Genomic DNA, 21,320 nt, shown 5'->3' on the forward strand with positions numbered 1-21,320 from the left:
AGGGCTTGATCTTGCTAGAACAGCATATCCTTTACTTCATCCTGCACCTGGGCAGGTGAAGTGCCACTATCAATGCCCAAATTCGGATTGGTTTGCTGGAACTCCTCATAGAAGTAGTCGACTACAGTGCCGGTTTCGGTGTCCATTGAACGTGCTACTACGCCATCGGGTACGGATGGTTTGAATTCTGGCTCGTTCTTCAGTGCCTTGCCCATGTAATTGATCCAGATCGGCAGGGCTGCCTGACCACCGGTTTCAGCATTGCCTAATGACTTAGGTTGATCATAGCCCATCCATGCCACAGCAACCAGATTCCGCTGAAATCCAGCAAACCATGCATCAAATTGGTCGTTGGTCGTGCCTGTTTTACCTGCAAGATCTGTACGTCCCAGGGTCATGGCCTTGGCCGCCGTTCCTCGACGTACGACATCAGACATGATCGATGTCATGATGAAAGCATTTCGTGGGTCGATCACTTGTTTGGCATTTTTCCCGGCTTCTTCAGGCTGTGTCTTGGCCAGAATATTACCTTTGCCATCTTCAATGCGATCAATGAAGTAAGGCGTAACACGATAACCTCCGTTTGCAAACACAGAATAGCCACCTGCCATCTGAAGTGGCGTAACCGAGCCCGCACCCAATGCCATGGTCAAGTAAGGCGGGTGGTTCTTTGGATCAAAACCAAAACGGGTGATGTATTCCTGGCCGTATTGTGGTGTGATCGCCATCAGAATTCGAATCGATACCAGATTCTTGGATTTGGTCAGCGCATTACGTAGTGTCATTGGCCCACTGAATGAGCCATCATAATTTTTCGGTTCCCAATGTTGTCCACCAATAGTTGATGGATCAATGGACAGTGGTGCATCGTTGATGATCGATTGTGGGGTGAAACCCTTGTCGATGGCCGCAGAGTAAATGAAAGGCTTGAAGCTGGAACCTGGCTGTCGCCATGCTTGCGTGACATGGTTGAAGTTGTTGCGGCTGTAATCAAATCCGCCAATCAGGGCTCGAATTGCACCGCTATTTGGGTCTACGGCTACGAAAGCTGTCTCCACCTGGGGGAGCTGCGTAACCAGCCAATTGCCTTTGTCATCTCTTTGGACACGAATGATGGCACCTCGGGTGATTTTGTTGGCTGGGTTGACTTTGTCAGTCAGGTGCCGTTGTGCAAATTTCAGCCCATTTCCAGTAATTGAGACTGTTTCGCCGTTCTTTAGGTGAGCTGAGATGGATTTCACATTTGCAGACAACACGATAGCGGGCACCAAATCACCAGCATCGTTCACCTTTTGCAATTCGTCCTCAAGAAGGTCATCCGAGGCATCAGTTGGTAATTCAACGATTCCTTCTGGGCCCCGATAACCGTGGCGACGGTCGTAGTCTTGCAAGCCTTTTCGAACCGCCACATATGCCGCATCCTGATGGGTCTTGTCGACGGTTGTATAGACCTTGAAGCCTTGGGTGTAGGCCGCCTCTTTATAGCGGTCATACATGACCTGTCGAACCATCTCGGCTACATACAATGCGTCTGAGTGGAAATTGACTGGGCTACGTTGTACATACAGCTTTTCTTCTTTCGCTTGGGCCAGTTGCTCATCATTGATGAACTTCAACTCGCGCATACGGCGAATCACATATTCCTGACGTTGTTTGGCCCGTTTGGGGTTGGCAACCGGATTGTACGAAGAGGGTGCCTTTGGCAAGCCGGCAAGCATCGCCATTTCAGCAATACTCAGTTGATCAAGGTTTTTGCCAAAGTAAGTCTGGGCGGCCGCTGCAAAGCCATACGCCCGTTGGCCCAGATAAATTTGATTGAAGTACAGTTCAAGAATCTTGTCTTTGCTCAAATTATGTTCAATCTTGAAAGCTAACAGAGCTTCGTTGAACTTGCGGCTGAAGGTGCGTTCGCCAGAGAGGAAGAAATTCTTGGCAACTTGTTGGGTGATGGTGCTCGCGCCTTGGCGCAATTGTGTAGAGGCCAAGTTAGATAGGGCAGCACGGGTAATGCCGATGTAATCGATGCCACCGTGTTCATAGAACCGCTCGTCTTCGGCTGCAAGAACGGCTTGTTTCATGAGCAATGGTACATTCTCGATTTTGACAAATGCGCGCCGTTCCTCACCGAATTCGCCAATTTGTACTCCATCACGTGTATATATGCGCAATGGAATCTTTGGTCGGTAGTCGGTAATCGTCTCAAGTGAGGGAAGCCGGGGGTATGTAATAGCGATCAACACGCCCACGACACCAACTGCTAACACGAGCAGACCGATCAGGGCTGCAAGTGGATATGTGATCCAACGTTTTGACATGAGAGAAAAGAATTCTACTAGATGTAGTTGTTTAGACAGATGTTGAGCGAAATTATAGGCAGGAACAGGGTTTAAAAGAAGCCAGTTGATACTTTACATGACATTTTCTTACTGCTACAGTTGAACCAGATTAGCATAATCTAATGCTAATAACTTATTAGAAAAAGGAAAAACGGTTTGAAATTCCTCGACTTTCTGAAACCGAACTCTCCTCCTCTGATTGGCGTAGACATTAGCTCGTCTGCCGTGAAAATGGTAGAGCTGACGCATAACGGTAAAGCGTACAGCATTGAGCGATATGTCATTGAACAGTTGCCCAAGGATGCGGTCTCCGACGGCAATATTGCTAATCTGGAAGTGGTAGGGGATGCGGTCAAGCGCGCTTGGCGCTTGATGGGGACTCGCATCAAGAATGTGGCGCTGGCATTGCCGGCGGCGGCTGTGATCACTAAGAAGATCACCATTCCTGCTGGTCAGAATGAGAACGAAATGGAGCTTCAGGTCGAAACTGAAGCAAACCAGTATATTCCCTTCGCTCTGGATGAGGTGAATCTGGATTTTCAGGTGCTTGGACCCTCGCCAGCAGCACCAGACGAAGTCGAGGTCTTGGTCGCCGCATCCCGCAAAGAGAAAGTCGAGGACCGTGTCGGTGCCGTCGAGTCTGCAGGCCTTAAGGCTGTTGTCATGGATGTTGAGTCTTATGCTACGCTGACAGCATATGATTTGATCAAGCGACAATTGCCGGGTGAAGGGGCAAATCAGATCGTTGCCGTGGTGGATATCGGTGCGACTATGATGCATATCAACGTACTCCGTGATGGCCAACAAATCTATTTCCGCGAACAAGCTTTTGGTGGTAACCAACTGACGCAAGATATTCAGCGTCGCTATAACTTGTCCTCCGATGAGGCAGAAGCTGCCAAGCGAAGTGGTGGTTTACCTGAAAACTATGAACCTGAAGTGCTACAACCGTTCATGGACGGTTTAGCATTGGAGGTCTCTCGTGCACTTCAGTTCTTCTTTACTTCGACTCAGTTCAATAAAGTTGATCATATTCTGTTGGCGGGTGGCTGTGGCAGCATCCATGGCTTGGATGAGGTCGTGGCGAACCGTACCCAGGTTGGTACTATGATTGCCAACCCATTCCTGAATATGACTCAGTCAAGTCGTATCAAGCCGCGACAGTTACTCATTGATGCGCCATCTCTCTTAATTGCCTGCGGCCTTGCCATGCGGAGGTTCGACGCATGATACGCATTAACCTATTACCTCACCGCGAGGCAAAACGAAAAGCACGAGCCCAACGCTTTGCTGCGATCATTGGATTCACTGTCATTGCCGGTGTTTTGATTGTGCTGGCTGGATATACGTTGCTTGAGGAGCGACTAAATACTCAAACAGCGCGTAATGACTTTCTAAAAGCTGAGATTGCAAGACTTGATCGCGAAATCAGTGAGATCGAAGTCCTTAAAGCCAAACGTAAGGATCTGCTTGACCGCAAAAAAGTGATTGAGAAGCTGCAAGCCAATCGAAGTGAAGTCGTTCGCATGTTGGATCAAATCACTCGGCAAACTCCAGACGGTATTTACTACAAGGAAATCAAGCAGAATGATGACGTTGTCACGTTGACTGGCTACTCGTTGTCAAATGCACGGGTTTCTACGCTTATGCGCGCCCTTAATGATACTCCTGCGTTTGAGATGCCGAATTTGGAGCAGATCAAGGCAATGACGATTGAGAATCAGCGTTTGAATGAGTTCACCATGAACTCTAAGTTGAAACGTCAAGCTGATACTGATCAAAAGCCCGGTGATGCTAAAGCCAAGGAAGTGAAAAAATGACACTGGACGAGTTAAGACAACTTGACCCGAAAGATGCGGGCAATTGGCCACTACCGGTGCAATTGGGTAGTTTGTTACTTATCTTGTTGATTGCTGTGGGTCTTGGCTATTGGCAAGTCTGGGCGCCTCAACTGGAGCAATTGGATGCGGGGCGTGCAGAAGAAGAGCAGTTGAAGACGACCTACCTAGATAAAAAAGGTAAGGCGATCAATCTGGATGCATATAAGCAGCAATTGCTTGAGATTGAACAGAGTTTCGGCGCGATGCTAAAACAGCTACCGAAAAAGTCGGAGATTGACTCCTTGTTGACAGAAGTTAACCAGGTGGGCCTGGGGCGAGGCCTCCAGTTTCTGCTCTTCAAGCCTGGGGCTGAGATCAAGACTGCAGAAATGGCAGAATTACCTGTTGAGATTCGTGTGGGTGGGAATTACCACGACTTTTCAGCGTTTGCCAGTGATATTGCCCAGCTATCCAGAATTGTTACACTCAATAATATCAACATTGCTGTTCCAATCGATCCAAAGGAGCGAAAAGACTATCCTTTGGTGTTGAGTGCATTGGCAAAGACTTATCGTTATCTAGACCCAGAAGAGGCTTTGGCAGTGAAAAAGGCCGAGGCTGACAAGAAGAAGAACAAGTGAGGGCTGATAAATCATGAATAAACAATATCTGATTTGGCCGATGCTGTTTCTTGGTTCTGTGCTGGCGGGATGTGCCGGTGAGGAATTTGGTGACTTGAAGACTTGGATGGATGAAAGCAGCAGAAATCTTCGTGGCAAGGTCGAGCCATTACCAGAAGTGAAGCCTTATGAGCCCTATGCTTATGAAGCATTCAATCTGACTGATCCGTTTAGCGCCATAAAGCTCAAGATGGATAAGAGCAAAGCCAGTGCGTTTGCTCCTGATACCAATCGTCCTAAAGAGCCATTGGAGTCCTTTGATCTTGAGAAGCTCAAAATGGTCGGTACGCTATCCCGTACAGGTGTAATTTATGCGTTGATCAAAACCCCGGACAACACCATGTACCGTGTCAAGACGGGGAACTACATTGGGCAGAATTTCGGTTTGATCACCGGCGTGACTGAATCTGAAGTGAAAATTAAGGAAATCGTCGAAGATAGCAATGGAGACTGGGTTGAACGAGCCAGTGCCATTGCGCTTGATGAGCAACAACAGGAGCAAAAAAAATGATAAGAAGTAATCGCAGATGGATTGCCTGCGTTGCTCGTGCGTTGATTGGACTAACGCTCCTGACGAAGGTTGGGGGGGCGATTGCTGCCGATTTGGTCGCAAACGCAATCAAGTCCATCGACGTATCGCAACAGGTCGGCGATAAGGTCGTGGTGAAATTTACGATGGATGCAGCAGCAACGGCACCTGCCAGTTTTGCAGTCAATAGCCCGCCTCGTATTGCATTGGATTTTCCAAATACGTCAAATCGTATTGGTAAAAACAACGTCGATGTTGGTGCTGGAGTGTTGCGTAGCGTCAATGTTGTTGAAGTGACAGGTCGTACCCGTGTTGTGTTGAACTTGGACAAAGCAGCCAATTACGAAACGCGCACCGAAGGAAATCAGCTGTATCTTACCCTCTCGAATGTTGCTGGGGGAAATCAGTCTGTCAACGTATCAACTCAATTTTCATCATCAACGGCAAGTTCAGCTGCTTCGACTGCAGGTCCTAATACGATTCAGAAAATCGATTTCCGCCGTGGCCGAGAAGGTGAGGGCAAGGTGGTAGTCGATTTGCGCAGTGGCAATGCGGGGATCGACATTCGTCAGCAAGGCAAGTCTTTGATTGTCGAACTGCTGAAGGTCAAGTTACCACGTGAGCTTGAGCGTCGCCTGGATGTAACGGATTTTGGAACCCCAGTGCAGCGTATTGATGCATTGTCGCAAGGGGGAAACACCAAGTTGGTGATTGAGCCCAAGGGGCTGTGGGAATATTCAGCATACCAGACTGATAATCAATTTGTTGTTGATGTCAAACCAGTTGTTGAAGATCCAACTCGCCTGACACAAGGTAGCAAACTGGGTTACAAAGGCGACAAATTGTCTCTGAATTTCCAGAATGTAGAGGTGCGTACAGTTCTTCAGGTAATCGCAGAGTTTACTGGCCTTAATATTATTACCAGTGACACTGTGAAAGGTGATCTGACACTGCGTTTGAAGGACGTGCCTTGGGATCAAGCGCTGGAGATTATTCTGCAGAGTCGTGGTTTGGATCAGCGCAAGAATGGCAATGTTGTTTGGATTGCCCCACGTGATGAGCTGGCCGCCAAAGAAAAAGCTGAGCTGACTGCTAAACAAGAGTTGTCCGAACTCGAGCCGTTGCGCACCGAAACTTTCCAACTTAAATATCACAATGCAGAGGCTTTCCAAAAGATTCTGCAGGATGATAAGCAGAAACTGTTGTCCAAGCGTGGTAGTGCAGTTATTGATACTCGAACCAATACGTTGTTCATCCAGGATATTCCTTCACGCCTAGAAGAATTACGTGTTTTGATAAACAAGGTGGACGTAGCGGCTCGTCAGGTATTGATTGAGGCCAGAATTGTTGTTGCGGATGACAACTTTGGTCGTGAGCTTGGTGTGAAGTTGGGCCTGCAAGGTCAAAACATCAAGAATTCAACCAAAACAGGCATTTCAGGTAATTCTTCTAGTGCTACCAACTTAGCGAACAACGGTACAATTCCGTCTGCAGGTGACACGATGGTGAATTTGCCTCTGGCATCGACTACAACTGCAGGCGGTACGCTAGGTGTTGCCGTATTGAATGCTGCGCGTGGCATACTTTTGAATCTTGAGTTGCAGGCAATGGAAACCGACAAGAAAGGTAAAGTCGTATCCAGCCCGCGTGTCGTAACGGGTGATCGCCAAAAAGCTAAAATTGAACAGGGAACAGAAATCCCGTATCGAACTGTCACATCGACAAATAACGTGACAACGACAACCATCGTCTTTAAAAATGCTGCGTTGAGTCTGGAAGTTACACCGCGCATTACGCCTGATGGCAAGATTTCCATGGATTTGGAAATCAAGAAGGACCAGGTGGGTAGCGTTGCAGGCTTCGATGACTTTGTAATCAATAATAAGCGTGTGTTCACTACCGTCCTGGTCGGGAACGGTGATACAGCAATTATTGGTGGTATCTATGAGCAGGATGCAGAAGATACACAGTCCAAGGTACCATTCCTGTCTGATATTCCAATTCTTGGTAACCTCTTCAAGAGTACCAAGAAGAAGGATAACAAGTCAGAATTGTTGATCTTCATTACGCCGAAGATTCTGGATGAGACATTGTCGCTTCGCTAATCTTGCGTGATTTCGTTACAATGCCTGCCATGAAAATGGCAGGCAATATTTTTTTGGTGGGTATGATGGGGGCCGGTAAGACATCCGTGGGACGTGTCTTGGCGCGGCGATTGCATCATGAGTTCATCGATTCCGATCATGAGATAGAGGCGCGCACAGGTGTGCGCATTCCTACTATCTTTGAGATCGAAGGGGAAGCGGGATTCCGTAGCCGCGAGCAAGAGGTGATTGCAGAATTGGTCACTTATCCCAACATTGTTCTGGCAACTGGCGGTGGTGCCGTACTAAAACCCGAGAATCGTGCAGCCTTGCGAAAACATGGGGTGGTAATTTATCTCAGTGCAACGGTCAATGATCTACTGGAGAGAACGCTGCACGATAAGAATCGCCCATTGTTACGTACCGATAATCCGAGAGCACGGCTTGAAGCCTTGCTGAAGGAGCGAGATCCTTTGTATAAGGATGTGGCGGATCTGGTCATTGATACAGCCAATCATAATGTGCATAGTTTGGCGACCTCGATTGAGCGCAGGCTGGCACGTCTTTCCGGTAGAAAGCCGCATGACACAACAGACACTTGACTTGCATTTGATGGGGCATAGTTATCCCATTCACATTGGAACGGGCCTATTGAGTAATCAAGAAATCTTTCGTCGTGCTATGGGTTCACAGCGCCGCGCAGTGATTGTTTCCAATGAGACTGTCGCACCACTTTATCTGACAGTGCTGACGTCAACGTTGGCGGCAATTGGTTGTGAGACTGTTTCGATCGTTCTGCCTGACGGTGAGAGCTATAAAAACTGGGAAACCCTCAATAGCATCTTTGATGGCCTTCTTCAGAATGCTTGTGAGCGCAAAACACCTATCATTGCATTAGGTGGAGGTGTGATTGGTGACATGACAGGTTTTGCTGCAGCTACCTATCAACGTGGTGTTCCATTCATTCAAGTACCTACCACATTGCTGGCACAGGTGGATTCATCGGTTGGCGGTAAAACGGCTATTAACCATCCACTTGGTAAGAACATGATTGGTGCGTTTTATCAGCCCAATGCGGTCATTGCAGACATCGATACACTGAGATCGTTGCCAAATCGTGAGTTGTCTGCTGGATTGGCTGAAATTGTAAAGTATGGCGTATTGGGGGACTACCCATTTTTCGAATGGCTGGAATCCAATGTCGAAATGCTGATGAGACGTGATCCAATTGCATTGAGGTATGCAATTCACCGCTCTTGTTCTGACAAAGCAGCTATTGTCGAGCAAGATGAAAAGGAAAATGATATCCGGGCATTGCTGAACCTTGGACACACCTTTGGGCATGCCATCGAAGCTGGATTGGGATTTGGTACTTGGCTGCATGGTGAGGCAGTTGCTGCCGGTATGGTTATGGCAGCTCATGTATCAGCGAGAATGGGTATGCTGAGTATGGAGGCTACTCATAGAGTTGAAGCGTTAATACAGCGTTGCAATCTTCCTATTCGGGGACCCAGACTTGGTGTGGATAGATATATGTCGTTGATGGCGCATGATAAGAAGGTAGAGGCAGGAAAGATTCGTTTCGTATTGATTGAGGCAATTGGTCGTGCGGTTCTACGAGCAGATGTTCCTGCGGATGTCTTGTCTGATGCAATTGAGTATTGCACCGTTTGACTGTTCAAGGCAGCACACGTTAGTTTCACGGTTCAAAATGCTGAGTGCTACTAAGTGGCGGATTTATTCCAGGTGAAATGGATTGTGACCAATAAAAAAGCGTGAGATGAAACTCACGCTTTTTTATTGGTGGGTCATAGACCTGCCCTACTTGGCTAGATCAACCATGTATTCCACGATAGCTTTGAATTCTTCATCAGAGCCGCTGTAGCCACCTTTAGCTGGCATTGCACCTTTGCCTTTGATGGCGCTTGTAATCAAGGTTTCCATACCACCTGAGATGCGTGGCGCCCATGATGCTTTGTCACCAAGCTTTGGCGCACCGGCAACACCTGCTGCATGACAAGTACTACAAACCGTGTCGACTACTTGCTTGGCCTGCGAAACATCGAATGTTGCGGTTGCGCCTACTGCTATTTTAGGTTCGGTGAAGCTTGCACCAGATTTATTGGCCATGTAGGCCACTGCGCGTGCAACTTCGTCATCGGTTAGATCTGGTGAGCCACCGCGGGCGGGCATGGCATTGAAGCCTTTAACTGCATGGTCAATTAAGGTCTGGAAGCCTGTGCTAATCCGCGATGCCCATGCTGCACTATCACCCATTTTGGGGGAGTTGGCGGCGCCGGTAGCATGACAGGAGGCGCAAATGGCGATATAAACCTGTTCGCCGGAGCGAGAGCCAGCCGGAATCGGGACACTGGCCTTCGAAACGCCAACTGGTTGAATGCGAGCTGTAATGGCTTCATTTGACATGGCGAGGCTGCCTATATCCGGGCTGCCCGAGCTAACACTGCTGACAAGTTTGACCAACAGGTAAATCGATACAACCGGAATAACAAAGCTAGCTACGATAATGCCTATGAGTTTTTTTGGCGACATGTTGCTCATCTGACTATCCGTCCCTTATGGAAAACCCGCAAACAAAATAGGCTGATTATAGCCTTAAAAGTCATGCGGACAAACGACCGGCGTAGACGGGTAGAAAAAAAACCGCTATTCTTACGCCCTCGCTCGGGATATCAACCCCAAGCCGGCAGGCGCCTGTAGCTCAGTGGATAGAGCGTTGGCCTCCGAAGCCAAAGGTCGCGCGTTCGACTCGCGCCAGGCGCGCCAGCCATCTCAAAGTTGTTTACCTTATCTGTTCCATACAATTCTTTGTTTTATTTCTGATGAGCGTAGTCCGAGTGGTGGCGGCATGGTCTTATATGCTCCTATACCTATATCAATGTCTGTTGCCGAGTTAAGGGGGAATGGCCTAAGTCAATGATTGGATTAACCAATATATCTAACAAAATATTAGAATTTTCTAATTAACTAATTTATAGTTCGTCCCGTGGTTGAATCAATTAACGGAGACGGACGCCATGTTCTGCAAGCAGATTCCTCATCGAGTTAGTGCATTGATGGCAATGTCGCTGTTGTTGATAGGTACTCCGGTGGCTGCTCACCGTGCGCCTGTGGCGACTGAAATCTCACAGGATGGCATTGTATTCAATGCGGGATTCGTATTGCCAAGCCAGGCTCTGTTTGCCATGCAGCCTGGTGAATCTTTTGCGGTAAATTTTCCATTGCTCGGTAAGAAGATCATCGTGCATGAGTCTCATACAAATCTGATTAATGGCGTGGCCTTTTGGCGCGGGTATTTGGCTGGTGATGTTCGCGCAAGAGTGACACTCCGCTTCGATGGCCAGGTATTTGTGGGTTCGATCCGATATAACGCGATTGACTACACTGTGGAGTCTGTTGGCGATAAATTGGCAATGCGTCCAGGTAAACCAGCCCAGTTTGAGCAAAAACAGGGCGACGTGGTTGGTTATCTGACTGACAAGCGTGGGCGCCCCATTGCAGTAAGGCCAGGCATGTACCAAGTGAATATGGCATTGAATACGCTGCTGAATGCCCAGGAAAATGACGTAATTCAGTTACCATTGCCAAATGGTCGCAAATTGCCGCTGGTGTTTACGGGCCGGGAAGTTGGTCACGAAGGTGCGGTGGATTGGTATGGCTATTCGCGTGATGACGGCAGAGCTTATCAGGCAACCCTTACCATGGGGCCCGATGCGACATTTGGTGTCATTACTACACCTGAAACAATTTATCGCCTGGAAACGGAGTCTGGTCGTACCTATCTGGTGGACGTTAAAGCAAACAGGCTACCAATCCGCTGAGCAGCGTCACTATGATTTGACTGCACCGACAACCGCCGCTGCCAATCTGGTAGAGCAAGTTAAGTCCATGCAGGGCTCGGTTGCAACTGCACCTATCAGTCAGCTTGTACCGACTAACAGCACGAATACAGGGGCAACTGTTGACGTGTTGGTGTTGTTTTCATTGTCATTTCGCCAGTCGCTGGGTGACTCGGCCTATGTGACCCGAATTCAGAACATTTTTGCCATTGCCAACCGGGCACTGGCGGATAGTCAAGTTGCTGGCAAGTTGCGTCCAGTCATGCAGAAAGAAGTTGCTTATGCTGACAACAACAATGGAACTGCCTTGGTTGAGTTGCAAGGTAATCGTGGCCCATTTGCTGGTGTTGAAGCATTGCGAACCAAGGTTGGTGCCGACCTGGTGACTTTCCTACGTCCATTCAGTTACACCAAATCGGGTGGGAGCTGCGGTGTGGGTTATGTACTTGGGGCTAATTTGCGACCCGATTTGTTGCCTGCACAAAAAGGTTATGCTTATTCAGTGGTGTCTGATGGACGCGATAAGGCCAGTAACTATTATTGCGATGACACAACCTTGGCACATGAGGTTGGGCACAACTTTGGGGCTGTTCATGATGTAGCTAATGCGGGTAATGGCAAAGGGGCTTACCAAGATTCCTACGGTTATGGCGTGGTAGGTAAATTCGGTGATGTGATGAGCTATCAATGGCCGAAGGTCGGTGTGTATTCCAATCCAAACCTGAAGACTTGTGCAAATCAAGCGTGTGGGTCGTCACAAGCCAACGTTGCGCGGACTTTACAGCTGAATATAAAGGTGATTTCCGAATTCAGGACGGCAGCGCCAACACAGCCAGTGCAAGTTACGCTAGCGGGGATCGTGGTTGATCGCAACACGGGGCGAGCCATAACCAATGCAAGTATTGGTAGCACGGATGCGAAAGCAAAGTGCGCTGTTGGTAGTAACGGTGTATTTCGGTGCACCACCTTGGCAGGAGCAAGTGGTGTGCTCACTATCAAAGTGGCTGGCCGCATTGTTGAGCCGGGTAGCTACGCGTACAGCGGCATGAAATCGAGTCTGACTTCGTTGCGGTTCACTATTAGATAGTCTGTTGTCTCCTCTGGTTGGGCCGGCTTGTCCGGCCTTTTTTCATTTCTGTTGAATGATTTAGTTTGAATGATGCAAGACTCCCAAAGAATGCTGCTATATTTCATGCCCCTGACGAGCGCACATGTCCTGTTATACTGTTCCGCTCTGCGGGCCAAAGCCCGATTTTTATTCTGACATTGCCGATAACCCGTACTGTTGTATCTATGCGCAGGTCGATATGATCGGTTGTTCATGTTGACGTGACTGCGTGATAGGCTGAATCAATATGTCGCAACTGCGACATTCTGAAGTCGAATCCCGCGCATAAAATGAAACAATAGTTCGGAGGGGACTCTCGCAACATGGCTTCGTTTTTAGATAGCTTTTTCTCGATGCTTGGCGTCGATTTCCGTTGGCGTATCCTAGTGGAATACGCCCCGTTATTCTTGGACGGTATCAAGATGACCTTGATGGTCACGTTGATTGGCGTCGTCTGTGGAACCGTTCTGGGTTTGCTTTCCGGCATGGCTCGATTGGGTGAGGTCAAACATGGCCCGTGGAAATACCCAGTCAAATATTTGCTTCGTTTGCCGGCGTCGGCCTATGTCACTTTCTTTCGTGGCACACCGTTGTTTGTGCAGATATTGTTGATTCATTTCGCATTGATGCCAATGCTGATTCATCCGACCGATGGATTGTTGTTTACCGGTGATACGGCGAGGCATATCAAGCAAGAATATGGTGCTTTCCTGTCTGGGATCGTGGCATTGAGTTTGAATGCGGGTGCTTACATTTCCGAAATCTTCCGTGCTGGTATCCAAAGCCTGGATAAGGGTCAGACAGAAGCATCTCGTAGCCTTGGCATGAACTACCTGCAGACTATGTACCATGTCGTGGTGCCGCAAGCGTTCCGCCGCATGTTGCCGCCATTGGGCAACGAGGCAATCATGTTGTTGAAGGATTCTTCATTGATCTCCGCGATAGGTCTTGCCGAGCTGGCTTATGCCGCACGAACAGTGGCGGGTGCCTATTCCCGCTATTGGGAGCCCTATCTGGCGATTTCGTTTATTTATCTGATCATGACGCTGTTGATGTCCGCGTTTGTTTCCCACCTGGAAAAGAGGTACGGCAAAGGTGATTCACGTTAAAAGTTTGCAAAAGGCCTATGGCCAGGTCCAGGTGCTGCGCGGCATCAATTGTGAGATCGCAGAAAAAGAAGTGGTTTGTGTGATTGGGCCGTCCGGTTCTGGTAAGAGTACATTTCTTCGCTGTATCAACGCACTGGAGGAGATTTCTGGTGGGGAGGTCGTGGTGAATGGTGTCTCTGTGCATGACCCGAAGACCGACATCAACAAGTTTCGTGAAGATGTGGGCATGGTGTTTCAGCGTTTCAATCTGTTTCCGCATATGACTGTATTGGACAACATTTGCTTGGCGCCAATGACTGTTCGAAAAGTATCGCGTGACGAGGCTGTCAATCGAGCAAAGGAGTTATTGGTCAAAGTAGGTTTGTCCAATAAGGCTGATGCCTATCCAAATCAGTTATCTGGGGGGCAGCAGCAACGAGTGGCAATTGCTCGTGCCCTGGCAATGCGCCCAAAAGTCATGCTATTCGACGAACCGACTTCTGCGTTGGATCCGGAAATGGTAGGTGAAGTGCTGGACGTGATGAAGAGTTTGGCCGAAGAGGGCATGACCATGGTAATCGTGACCCATGAAATGGGCTTCGCCAAGGAAGTCGCTGATCGGGTGTTCTTCATTGATCAGGGAGTGATTATGGAACAGGGCTCGCCTGATCAGATCTTCGGGGCTGCCCAAAATGAGCGGACTCGGGATTTTCTCAGCAAGGTACTGTAAGACGGTTGTTCATGAATTGACCCAATGCCCGGCTACATCGCCCGGGCATTTTTCATTTACAGACCAGTGCTATGAGCCATAAAGCGGCAGGTGTATGATGCGCGCTTTCCAGCATTGAAGTGAATTTATGTCCCCGCATCCCAGCGCCCCGATCGGGGTGTTTGATTCCGGCGTCGGTGGTTTGACGGTTGTTCGAGCGTTAATGGAGCGCCTACCGTTTGAAGACATCGTCTATTTTGGTGACACAGCCCGGGTACCTTATGGTGTCAAATCCGTGGATACCATTCGCCATTTTACAGGTCAGATAACCCAGTTTTTGCTGGATAAACAGGTAAAGATGTTGATCATTGCCTGTAACACTATGGCGGCGGTGGCGGTGGATGTCGTACGAGATATGGCGAACGTGCCCGTGCTGGATGTAATCGAGGCTGGTGCGCGTAATGCAGTCTTGGTGTCAAAATCCAATGCGATCGGCGTGATCGGCACCCCGACAACGATCAACAGTAACGCCTACGCACGTAGTATTCACAGTTTGAATCCGGGAGTGCGGGTGTTTTCACAAGCATGTCCATTGTTTGTGCCATTGGTTGAGGAAGGCTGGTTGGATCATCCGGTAACCCGCATGACGGCACATGAGTATTTGCGACCTGTTTTTGTTGAGCAGATTGATACGTTGGTGCTGGGGTGTACCCATTACCCATTGTTGAAACCCTTGTTGCAAGAGGTTGCCGGACCACAAATTGCATTGGTGGATTCGGCTTCAGCCATGGCTGAGCAGACTGCCCAGATATTGTCGGAGCGGCAGTTGGCTAATTCAAGTCGGCAGGCGCCCCATTATCATTTTCATGTGACTGATATCCCATTGCGTTTCCAGACGATTGGTGAGCGTTTCCTGGGTCGTTCCTTATCCAATGTCGACATGGTGAAGTGGAACTGACAACATAATGTTCCTGCATATTGTCTTTTGCTTATAATCAGTCATAAAAATGGACTGTATTGGATAGCACGCTTGATTTGCTGTCTAAGCGTGTAGAAACAGAAATAGAGGAGAGTTCATGAATTCGTTAGTTGTTCAGATTGCTCAACGAGGCTTGTTGGCCATAATTGTCGTGGCCCTGGCTGCATGCGCCACCCCGATGGCCGAACAACCAGCGTCAAAGCCTGCAGAGCCTGCATCTGTGGCCGCTGTACCTGCGCCTGTCTCAACTGTGGTTCAAAGTGAATGGGTTGGTGATTATCAAGGTAAATGGACTGTGGATGGGTTGGGTCATTCTGGTAAGGCAACCTTGACTATTACCGCAGTGAACGGCAACCAGATCATGGGTGAAGCCACTTGGTTTGACACACCGTTTGGTGATTTGACCGAACCGGTATGGCAAAGTGAGATCAAGACAGACGGTACACTGACGGTGCGCCACAAAAACAATGCCGAGTATATGTTGAAGCTGGTTGACCGTAAGTTGCGTGGCAACTTCAAGTATGAAGTGTATACCGGTACATTGGATATGGACCGCAAGTAGTTCTTGGAAATGGGTGCTTAAAATCCAAGCTGATAGCGGCCTTTGGCCGCTTTTTCATTTTGCGGTGGATTGATCGGCATTGCAAACTGTGGGGTAGGGGATGAGCATGGTAAAATCCAAGACTTTTCTGCTACATCGGGAAGCCCCATGAACCTCTCCGCGCTGACTGCCCTTTCGCCGCTGGACGGCCGTTATCAATCCCAAGTTGCTGGCTTGCGTCCGCATTTCAGCGAATATGCGCTGTTCCACAACCGCATCAAGGTCGAAGTCGAGTGGTTGAAGGCATTGGCTGCCGAGCCCACCATCGCTGAGATTGCACCATTTTCGAAAAACACTATTGAGCAACTGGACTATGTTGTAGCTCATTTTTCCGAAACGGATGCCGACCAGGTCAAAGCGATCGAAGCTCGTACCAACCATGATGTCAAGGCGATCGAGTATTGGTTGAAGGAGCGCTTGTCTGACAATCCAGAAGTGATCAAGGCTAGTGAATTCATTCACTTTGCCTGTACGTCGGAAGACATCAACAACCTTTCTCATGCTTTGATGCTGAAAGCAGGTCGTGATCAAGTTGTACTGCCGCAACTGGATGCAATTGTTGCCAAGTTGACCGAACTGGCCCATGACTTGGCCGATATGGCCATGATGAGCCGTACCCATGGCCAACCCGCCAGCCCATCGACAATGGGTAAGGAAATGGCCAATGTGGTATACCGTTTGCGCCGACAGCGCGAGCAGATTGCTTCTGTCGCGTTGCTTGGCAAGATCAATGGAGCAGTGGGTAACTACAATGCACACTTGTCGGCTTATCCATCGTTTGACTGGGAGACATTCGCGCAGCGGTTTGTAGAGAGTCTGGGATTGACTTTCAACCCTTACACCATTCAGATTGAGCCGCATGATTACATGGCTGAGCTGTATGACGCGATTGCCCGTGCGAACACCATCCTGATCGATCTGGATCGTGATGTGTGGGGTTATATCTCCTTGGGTTACTTCAAGCAGAAGGTCAAAGCGGGTGAGGTGGGTAGCTCAACCATGCCGCATAAGGTCAATCCAATTGACTTCGAAAACTCCGAAGGCAACCTGGGCATGGCCAACGCGCTGTTGAATCATCTGTCGCAAAAGCTACCGATCAGCCGTTGGCAGCGTGATTTGACCGATTCAACCGTGTTGCGCAACATGGGTGTTGCACTGGGGTACTCCATGCTGGGCTATGTGGCTCTGGCGCGTGGGCTGGGTAAGTTGGAGGCCAATCCGCAGTTGATGCATGATGATCTGGGCGATAACTGGGAAGTACTAGCCGAGCCGATTCAAACCGTCATGCGTCGTTATGGCGTTCCCAACCCATATGAACAGCTGAAGGAGCTGACTCGTGGCAAGGCTGGCATCAGCAAGGATGTGCTACATGCTTTCATTCAGGATCTGCATATTCCGCAAGAGGCCAAGCAACGGTTGCTGGACATGACGCCGTGGAGCTACCTTGGCAAGGCTGCAGAACTAGCTCGCCGCGTGTAAGTGGAGCGTTTTAACGGAGGTTGTCAGCAAAAGGCCCGTGTATCGGGCCTTTTGTTTAAGGTGAACCTGGGATGTATTCAAGCAAAGCCTGGCAATGTTGAGTCAGCGTATTGGATAAATATGTTGCCGCAGGAAGATTGCCATCGCGTGCGGCATGCTCAGTGGCTTCAGCCAAGTCAGCGGTGACGGCCAGCCCAAGTTGTCTTGCACTACCCTTCAGTCGGTGTGTGGCACGGCAGATGGCCGAGTGGTCACCAGATCGGGTGGCGCTGTCGAGCTGTTCTATGCTTTCTTGCAAACCGAGTCTGAAAGCAGCTAGAAGTTCATCGCCCAAGGTCGTTCCCAATTCAAGGGACAGCTGCGCCAAAGTATCGTGCATGGCCTGCAGGTCGTGATCGACATTCAAGGTGCCAGTTGGGGTTGAATGGTTATCTGTGGTGGAATCGAGTGTTGTGGTTGTGTGGGTTGCTATGGCCATGCGATTAGGTTTCATACTGTTGAACCAGCGTTTCAGCACGCCTTCCAGTGCTGGTTGGGTCACAGGTTTGGATAAAAAGTCATTCATGCCAGCGTCGAGACAGCGCTGCCGATCGGATTCAAACGCGTTGGCTGTCAACGCAATGATGGGCACCAAGCTGTTTGGTGGAGGGAGACGGCGGATTTCTGTAGCTGCTTGATAGCCATCCATGACAGGCATCTGGCAGTCCATGAAAATCAGATCGTATGAGTGCTGACTTGCAGCATCCAGTCCCTGTGCGCCGTTGTTGGCAACATCAATCCGGCAACCAAGTTTTTGTAGCATCAGCGTGGCAACACGTTGATTGACCGGGTTGTCTTCCACCAGCAGTAAGTGAGGCATGGCCGCTGCAGCTTGCTCAGCAATCGTGCGAGCGGTAATCAAGCCAGTTTCTTCTGGCCGGGTCTGACGGTTGAGGACTAATCGTAAGCATTCCAGCAGTTGTTCCTGGCGTATGGGCTTGGTGATATAGCCATCAAACCCGGATTCGGCTGCCAGCCGGCTATGGCCGTGCATCGCCAGAGACGTGGCCATCACCATGGGCAGGCTACGCCAACGAGGCATGTTGCGGATATGCTGGCCTAGCTCCACGCCATCCATATGGGGCATTTGCATATCAATCACCGCCATCTGGAAATCGGCCTCTGGCATGGCGAGTCGGGCCAGTGCCGCTTCACCACCCTCCAGTGCTTCAACTGTGATGCCAGCTTCAGCCAATTGCAAGGTGAGCAGTTCCCGATTTGTCGGGTTGTCATCTACTACCAGACAGTGTTTGCCCGCCAAATCTGCTGGCGGAACAAGTAACACCCGTCGATTGGTATAGGCTAATGGCACTTCAAACCAGAACGTCGAGCCTTCGCCTTCTTCACTGTCTACCCCAATCTGACCGTGCATGGCATCAATCAGTCGTTGTGAGATTGATAGTCCCAGGCCAGTGCCACCAAAGCGGCGTGTGGTGGAGGCATCGGCTTGGCTGAACGGGTTGAACAACCTTTGTTGAATTGCAGTCGGAATGCCGATACCCGTATCGCTGACCGTCACTTTGAAGCACACCTTGTCTGCACAATCTTCACATGGTGTTGCTTGCGCACGAACGGTCACTTCTCCTTGCTCGGTGAATTTAATGGCATTGTTGACCAAATTCAGTACTACCTGACGTAGGCGGCTTGGATCACCAATCAACCGGAAGGGTACAGACGGTTGTACCAAATGGGTAAGCTCCAATCCTTTGCTGCGTGCCCGTTCGGCGGCCATTCCCATAACGCTCTCCAGCAGCTGGCGAGGATCGAATTCGATGATTTCCAGCTCCAGTTTGCCGGATTCTATTTTCGATAAGTCCAGAATGTCGTTGATCAAGGTCAGCAAGGCGTCGCTGGCGGTGCGAACAGCTTCGGTATATTCATGTTGTTCGGTCGAGAGTGGGGTATCTGCCAACAGGTTGGAGAATCCAATCACTGCGTTCATTGGTGTTCGAATCTCGTGGCTCATATTGGCCAGGAATTCCGATTTGGCCCGGCTGGCGGCTTCCGCTTCTTGTCGGGCAGCTTCCAAGGCGATTTCCTGTTGTTTGATCTCGTCAATATCGACATGAATCCCTAGCATGTGCGTTGGGGTACCGTCAGCAGCGCGCTTGACCACCTTTCCGATGCTGTTAATCCATTTCCAGTTCCCTTGCTTGGTCTTCATGCGGAAACGTACTGCATAGATACCGATTTCCCCCCTGAAATGTGCATGCAGGGCAGCTTCGGCTGTTGGTCTGTCCTCTGGGTGCATCAGCTGAAGCCAAGTGGCGCTTTTTTGTGGCAATTCGTGTTCGGCATAACCCAGCATCGACATCCAACGACCGGCAAAAATCACCTCATCAATGTGTGGTTGCCAATCCCAGGTACCCAGTTCCGCACAGTCGATTGTCAGTTGCAGGCGACGTTCATGTTCACTCAGGGCTGCATCGCTTGCCAGTTTTGCCGTGATGTCCTTGGCCGCACCGACAATGCGTCGCACACTGCCATCGGCATTATGTTCGGCCAGCGCACAAATATGCAGTGTCCGTGTCAGGTTGTCTGTTTTACCCAGACAAGCCATGCATTCCCCTCGGTTTCGGCTTGGGGTACGCATTGAGTTCAGCATGGACTGTAACGTGGCTTGCTGGTCTGGTTCAAAATGGCTCAGCCATTCAGACAGCGAAAGTGGTAATTCCTTTGCATGACAATTCAGCAAATCCTGCCAATAAGGGGCCAACCACAACTGGTCTGTTTCCGGTAGCCATTCGAAAATGCCTTCGCCGATCGCTTCCACTGCCAGAATAAAGCGCTCGGCCTGGGTTCTGGCATTTTGGCTCATATGCTCTGCCAAACGCTGTGCCCGTGTACGGCCAGTCATCATCAGATGAATGGTTGCACTCAGTAACAGACTCAGCAGTATGCCCAAGATCAGAATGGCGCCAGGCAAACCCAAAGTACCAATGCGGCTGACTTGCTCGCCTACCTGCCCGGTGACACGGATAGTCCATTTTCTGCCAGCCACATCCACTACCACGGTGTGGTTCAGCACATCGCTTCTTTTGTTACCCAATGTGGGCTGTATCAAGGAAGCGCGTGTTGGCTGGTGCTGGGCGTGCTGATGGCTGACGACAAGGTAACGTTCATTGATGATGCTGCCATCAAATATCTCAAAGTCCAGCAGCCCATGCTGCAGTTTGATCACTTGTTCAACAATGGCATCTACATTGAGCGGTAGATACAACCAGCCATAGACCTCTGACTGTCGCAGTGATAATGACGGAGGTGCCACACCCGATAGATAAACCGGGGCTACCATGATGATCCCGGTCATTTCATGTCGCCCCTCCGCGACCTGTATGGGGCCAGAGATGGTCGGCAAGCCGGACGCAGTGGCATTTTCGATTGCTGCTCGACGTGCCAGCTCACTGCGAAAATCCAGGCCGATTGACGAGTGTAGGGATTCAATGGGTTCTGCAAACTCGACCAGGTAGTGTTCCTGGCGAATAACCTGGGTACGGGAGAGCACCTTCAATGTCACGGGAGCACCCAGTTTGGCACTGGTGATGTCCAGAAAAGCGTCAACATCTTGTCGATTGACCCGGCGTGCAAAACCCAGGCCGAGGATACCTATAGCCTGCTTATCATGTGTTACCAGCATGGAGGCACGCTTGAATTCGTCAGCACTGGGCGATGGATTGGTCAGGAACAAGGTGCGTACACCCTGTAATAGATGCGCATGAATGCGTAGCTGGGCTCGAATTTCCTCAACCAGCTTTTCGGCCTGATAGTTGAATTGTACGGATGCCTGGGTGGTTTGTTGTTGCCGCGCATAACTGGCAAAAAACAGCGTGGCTGCCAAACTGATGGCAAATGCGATGACCGCAGGCAGCAAACCTTTGATCCGCACCAGGGAAGGTCCATCCATCGTCATTCTTTTGATATAGCTTAATTCGTCATCATTTGGTGATGCTTCGTACACATGATCCGATAAGAAAACTCTATCGCATAATAGCCAAGTAAAATTGTCGG

18 protein-coding genes and 1 tRNA gene are annotated in these 21,320 nt (G+C 49.7%); 15 read left to right on the top strand and 4 right to left on the bottom strand.

The genetic code is table 11. The features are described from left to right. Window positions 1-14: 14 nt before the first annotated feature. Window positions 15-2,315, bottom strand: coding sequence for a penicillin-binding protein 1A (locus tag FFS57_RS06080; RefSeq protein ID WP_137936878.1), 2,301 nt, complete (start codon window positions 2,313-2,315; stop codon window positions 15-17). A 177-nt stretch (window positions 2,316-2,492) separates the two neighbouring features. On the opposite strand from FFS57_RS06080, the gene FFS57_RS06085 reads away from it, so the two are divergent. Genes FFS57_RS06085 through aroB form a run of 7 tightly spaced genes read left to right on the top strand, consistent with a single transcriptional unit; the run spans window position 2,493 to window position 9,123 of the window. After that, window positions 2,493-3,566, top strand: a complete 1,074-nt coding sequence (locus FFS57_RS06085; protein WP_137936879.1) for a pilus assembly protein PilM — start codon at window positions 2,493-2,495, stop codon at window positions 3,564-3,566. Then, complete coding sequence (locus FFS57_RS06090; RefSeq protein ID WP_137936880.1) at window positions 3,563-4,156, top strand: PilN domain-containing protein; 594 nt, start codon at window positions 3,563-3,565, stop codon at window positions 4,154-4,156. Before FFS57_RS06085 ends, FFS57_RS06090 begins: the two co-directional genes overlap by 4 nt. Next, entirely contained in the window at window positions 4,153-4,797 is a 645-nt protein-coding gene (locus tag FFS57_RS06095) for a type IV pilus inner membrane component PilO (RefSeq protein WP_137936881.1), read from the top strand. The genes FFS57_RS06090 and FFS57_RS06095 overlap by 4 nt, the downstream gene beginning before the upstream one ends. A 13-nt stretch (window positions 4,798-4,810) precedes the next feature. Continuing rightward, window positions 4,811-5,347, top strand: coding sequence for a pilus assembly protein PilP (locus FFS57_RS06100; RefSeq protein WP_249383916.1), 537 nt, complete (start codon window positions 4,811-4,813; stop codon window positions 5,345-5,347). Continuing rightward, a complete protein-coding gene (locus FFS57_RS06105) occupies window positions 5,344-7,470 on the top strand; it encodes a type IV pilus secretin PilQ (protein ID WP_137936882.1) in 2,127 nt (708 codons plus the stop codon). Before FFS57_RS06100 ends, FFS57_RS06105 begins: the two co-directional genes overlap by 4 nt. 20 nt (window positions 7,471-7,490) lie before the next feature. Further along, window positions 7,491-8,051 carry a shikimate kinase AroK gene (gene aroK / locus FFS57_RS06110; protein WP_137936883.1) on the top strand — a complete coding sequence of 187 codons (561 nt, stop codon included), beginning with the start codon at window positions 7,491-7,493 and terminating at the stop codon, window positions 8,049-8,051. Continuing rightward, window positions 8,032-9,123, top strand: a complete 1,092-nt coding sequence (gene aroB / locus FFS57_RS06115; protein WP_137936993.1) for a 3-dehydroquinate synthase — start codon at window positions 8,032-8,034, stop codon at window positions 9,121-9,123. Before aroK ends, aroB begins: the two co-directional genes overlap by 20 nt. 147 nt (window positions 9,124-9,270) lie before the next feature. Here aroB and FFS57_RS06120 read toward each other — a convergent pair whose 3' ends face one another. Continuing rightward, window positions 9,271-10,011, bottom strand: coding sequence for a c-type cytochrome (locus tag FFS57_RS06120; protein ID WP_137936884.1), 741 nt, complete (start codon window positions 10,009-10,011; stop codon window positions 9,271-9,273). A 149-nt stretch (window positions 10,012-10,160) separates the two neighbouring features. Between FFS57_RS06120 and FFS57_RS06125 the strand changes: the two genes are divergently transcribed. The 7 genes from FFS57_RS06125 to FFS57_RS06150 all read left to right on the top strand — a co-directional run bounded on the left by FFS57_RS06125 (window position 10,161) and on the right by FFS57_RS06150 (window position 15,755). Next, window positions 10,161-10,236: transfer RNA gene (locus FFS57_RS06125), tRNA-Arg, on the top strand. Between the two features lie 251 nt (window positions 10,237-10,487). Beyond that, complete coding sequence (locus tag FFS57_RS25145) at window positions 10,488-11,291, top strand: protease inhibitor BamI-like protein (RefSeq protein ID WP_171013665.1); 804 nt, start codon at window positions 10,488-10,490, stop codon at window positions 11,289-11,291. Next, complete coding sequence (locus FFS57_RS06130; protein ID WP_171013667.1) at window positions 11,194-12,396, top strand: reprolysin-like metallopeptidase; 1,203 nt, start codon at window positions 11,194-11,196, stop codon at window positions 12,394-12,396. Before FFS57_RS25145 ends, FFS57_RS06130 begins: the two co-directional genes overlap by 98 nt. A 344-nt stretch (window positions 12,397-12,740) precedes the next feature. After that, a complete protein-coding gene (locus tag FFS57_RS06135; RefSeq protein WP_249383917.1) occupies window positions 12,741-13,526 on the top strand; it encodes an amino acid ABC transporter permease in 786 nt (261 codons plus the stop codon). Next, the gene (locus FFS57_RS06140; RefSeq protein WP_137936886.1) at window positions 13,513-14,235 is read left to right on the top strand and encodes an amino acid ABC transporter ATP-binding protein; all 723 of its coding nucleotides are present in this window, start codon (window positions 13,513-13,515) and stop codon (window positions 14,233-14,235) included. The genes FFS57_RS06135 and FFS57_RS06140 overlap by 14 nt, the downstream gene beginning before the upstream one ends. A 127-nt stretch (window positions 14,236-14,362) precedes the next feature. Next, window positions 14,363-15,172 (top strand): glutamate racemase, encoded by an 810-nt coding sequence (gene murI / locus FFS57_RS06145; protein ID WP_137936887.1) that lies wholly within the window; start codon window positions 14,363-14,365, stop codon window positions 15,170-15,172. Between the two features lie 118 nt (window positions 15,173-15,290). Next, window positions 15,291-15,755: a hypothetical protein gene (locus FFS57_RS06150; protein ID WP_137936888.1), complete on the top strand. Its 465-nt coding sequence runs from the start codon at window positions 15,291-15,293 to the stop codon at window positions 15,753-15,755. Window positions 15,756-15,772: 17 nt separating this feature from the next. Here the strand turns inward: FFS57_RS06150 and FFS57_RS26085 are convergent, their stop codons facing one another. Beyond that, window positions 15,773-15,904: a hypothetical protein gene (locus FFS57_RS26085; protein WP_283204901.1), complete on the bottom strand. Its 132-nt coding sequence runs from the start codon at window positions 15,902-15,904 to the stop codon at window positions 15,773-15,775. Between FFS57_RS26085 and purB the strand changes: the two genes are divergently transcribed. Further along, the gene (gene purB, locus FFS57_RS06155; RefSeq protein ID WP_137936889.1) at window positions 15,903-17,273 is read left to right on the top strand and encodes an adenylosuccinate lyase; all 1,371 of its coding nucleotides are present in this window, start codon (window positions 15,903-15,905) and stop codon (window positions 17,271-17,273) included. The genes FFS57_RS26085 and purB overlap by 2 nt on opposite strands. Before the next feature lie 55 nt (window positions 17,274-17,328). On the opposite strand, the gene FFS57_RS06160 is transcribed toward purB, so the two are convergent. After that, window positions 17,329-21,216 (bottom strand): response regulator, encoded by a 3,888-nt coding sequence (locus FFS57_RS06160; protein WP_171013669.1) that lies wholly within the window; start codon window positions 21,214-21,216, stop codon window positions 17,329-17,331. Window positions 21,217-21,320: the final 104 nt, after the last annotated feature.

The sequence above is a fragment of the Chitinivorax sp. B genome (assembly GCF_005503445.1).
Classification (GTDB): Bacteria; Pseudomonadota; Gammaproteobacteria; order Burkholderiales; family SCOH01; genus Chitinivorax.